Consider the following 2,598-nt stretch of genomic DNA (forward strand, 5'->3'; position numbering starts at 1 on the left):
TGGCTTACAAAGCTAGTTTGGGCTTTGTTTGGGCTTGAAATTTGTCTAAGTCCCGCTAATTGCAATGGCTACTACAGGCTTTACAGGAGCTGCGGCAATCACAGCCGCCTTAGCAATGCTGGGACCAGGCGGAATGATTGGAGGTATTGTTTTCCTTGGAGTGATAGGCATAGCTGCGGATGCCTTATCTAAGTTTGGGTTAGAAACTTTACTGGTGGGCGTATACAGAGATCGCCTTGCGCGAGGAGAAACTTCTACTGCTCTTAGACGCGAGATTAAGGGACTATTTGTTTCTGAGGACTTGAAGCGCAGGCTTAGAGAAGAGTTTGAATGATTGCATAGATAGGGGATTTCTCCCCTGTCTTCAGGACTGTCCTGCTTGTTCTGGGCAACCGCTCGATAGGATAGGCGATCGCGTTAGCTCCCTCGAAATTGAGCTTAAGCGTTTGATCGTCTAATCCTACCAGGCTACCCTCTCCCATGCCTTGTGGCTCATCCTCGTGAGAGTGGGTAAGTCGTTAGTGGTTACTGCCTACCAATTGCTGACCGAAAGAGGCGATCACTAATGACAGAACAAAACGTCGAGGCATTGACGTTTAAAATAAAAAAACGCATAGAGAACGGAGAATATCGCAGTGATTGATATTTATGGAGGCAAAGACCCACGAAACATCCCTAGTTACTCGGCTGCGGACGCATCTCGCTACTTAAATATTCCATACTCTACCATTCGGTCTTGGACTGTTGGTTATACCTACAAAGTTACAGACGGTAGCAAAGAATTTAAACCTGTCATCGGCGTTAAGGAAAAAAAGCCCTTAGCACTAACCTTTATCAACTTAATTGAAATTCATGTTCTGAGAGCCATCCGTCAACATCATCAGATCGACTTAGTAAAAGTTAGAACTGCACTAGACTACCTCGATGAAAAAATCAATATCTCTCACCCCCTTGCACACCAAGAATTTTACACAGACGGTGTTGATTTATTCATTGACCGTTATGGCTCTCTGATTAATGCCTCGCAAGATGGTCAAAGAATCCTCAAGAATGCCTTACACGCTCATTTAGAAAGAATCGAACCCGATGACGAAGGTTTAGCTATTCAACTATTCCCCTTTACACGCAACCAAGAGGAAAATAACCCGCGTTTTGTTGTAATAGACCCGCGTGTTGCCTTTGGCAGAATGGTTATTGCAGGCAGAGGAATCCCTACAGAGATCATTGCTGAACGTTTTTATGCTGGTGATTCTCAAGAACAGCTAGCACATGATTATGAGTGTGGAATCGAAGAAATCGAGGAAGCTATACGCTGTGTGAGTCGCCCTGTTGCTGCATGAATTCAACGGCAAAAACAACAGTCTTTTTCATTGATCGCTGTTTAGGGAAACATCCCATCGTAGAAATGCTAAGAAAAACAGGGGTTACAGTCGAAATTCATGACGATCATTTTCCACAAAATACTTTTGATCAAGATTGGATACCAAAAGTAGGACAATGGGATTGGATTATCCTAACAAAAGATGAAAGCATTGCTAGAAATCCCACGGAACGTCAAGCTATAGCCCGTGTCGGCGCTCGGATGTTCAACCTCGCCTCAAAAAAACTCTCTGGAGAAGAAACGGCGTTCGCTTTTCTAGATGCTCTACCATCTATGCTGAAGTTCGCTTCAAACAATAAAGCTCCCTTCATTGCCAAAGTATACAAAGACGGTAGAGTGGCACCTTGGAAAAACGCCATCGAGTTGCTCGACGAAATCAACAGTTGATAGGACAAGTGTTCTCACCTGACCAACTCAACCCTAACCATTTAACCCTTGACTACTGACCCCTGACTTCCGATCACCTCTCTCCAACCCTCAACATCCGGGACAAGCAATCGCTTCCGCGCTAGCTCTCAGTTCCTTCTAGAATTGTCAAAACTGACTTCATCAAAAAATCAACGTTTATTATGGCTAATGACATGATCAGTGTTTTGATATTCACGAAAGAACCGAATGAACATAACTGGGTGGCAAGAGAGCGAAGAGATTTGTTTGTTATGCCGCGCATTGATGAAGTTATAAAATTAGAAGAAGAGCAAGAACCTTATTTATATAAAGTTGTTTTTATTAAACACGTAGCTTTTACGCTATCTCGTGAGTCAAGTAACCCAATTGACTTACCAATTACTGAAATATACGCCGTTTTTACTGGTAGCGAAGATGAGGTTTTGTCCAAACTTTTTGAAGCGTCTGAAATTCCTGAAGCAAATGAAAGTTCAGCCGATTGGCTAAAAGATATCTAATAGTTATTGAACCTCTTGATAGTTCACCTCAAGCGGGTATCGATGCTTCAATCTCACTATGCTCTGGCTGTAGCATAGAATCACAAGTCGTTTATCCAATCAGCACTTGAAGATTTCTCCATAAACGGTGTGACACTTAGAGCAAATGCCAAGCTCATCACAATATCGTCATGCTTTCCCGATGGTGAGCCTAAACCTTTTTCATTACGTTGAAAACTGAAAAACTCTTCTTGAATCATTGGCTCTGGCGGAAAGAATAAGTAGGGCTTGCTGCACAAAGCCGAAACCCTTAGCCATCAATAGTTTAAGCGG

General features: G+C 43.0%; 4 protein-coding genes. All 4 read left to right on the forward strand.

Going from position 1 to position 2,598, the window contains the following annotated elements; translation table 11 throughout:
• Nucleotides 1-64 precede the first annotated feature (64 nt).
• Nucleotides 65-334 carry a hypothetical protein gene (locus AC5JL3_RS01190; RefSeq protein WP_496072745.1) on the forward strand — a complete coding sequence of 90 codons (270 nt, stop codon included), beginning with the start codon at nucleotides 65-67 and terminating at the stop codon, nucleotides 332-334.
• 301 nt (nucleotides 335-635) lie between these two features.
• On the forward strand, nucleotides 636-1,340 hold the full coding sequence (locus AC5JL3_RS01195) for a DUF433 domain-containing protein (RefSeq protein WP_496072746.1): 705 nt from the start codon (nucleotides 636-638) through the stop codon (nucleotides 1,338-1,340).
• Nucleotides 1,337-1,768 (forward strand): PIN-like domain-containing protein, encoded by a 432-nt coding sequence (locus AC5JL3_RS01200; RefSeq protein WP_496072747.1) that lies wholly within the window; start codon nucleotides 1,337-1,339, stop codon nucleotides 1,766-1,768. The genes AC5JL3_RS01195 and AC5JL3_RS01200 overlap by 4 nt, the downstream gene beginning before the upstream one ends.
• 182 nt (nucleotides 1,769-1,950) lie before the next feature.
• The gene (locus tag AC5JL3_RS01205) at nucleotides 1,951-2,286 is read left to right on the forward strand and encodes a hypothetical protein (RefSeq protein WP_496072748.1); all 336 of its coding nucleotides are present in this window, start codon (nucleotides 1,951-1,953) and stop codon (nucleotides 2,284-2,286) included.
• Nucleotides 2,287-2,598: the final 312 nt, after the last annotated feature.

The organism is Symplocastrum torsivum, assembly GCF_059505465.1.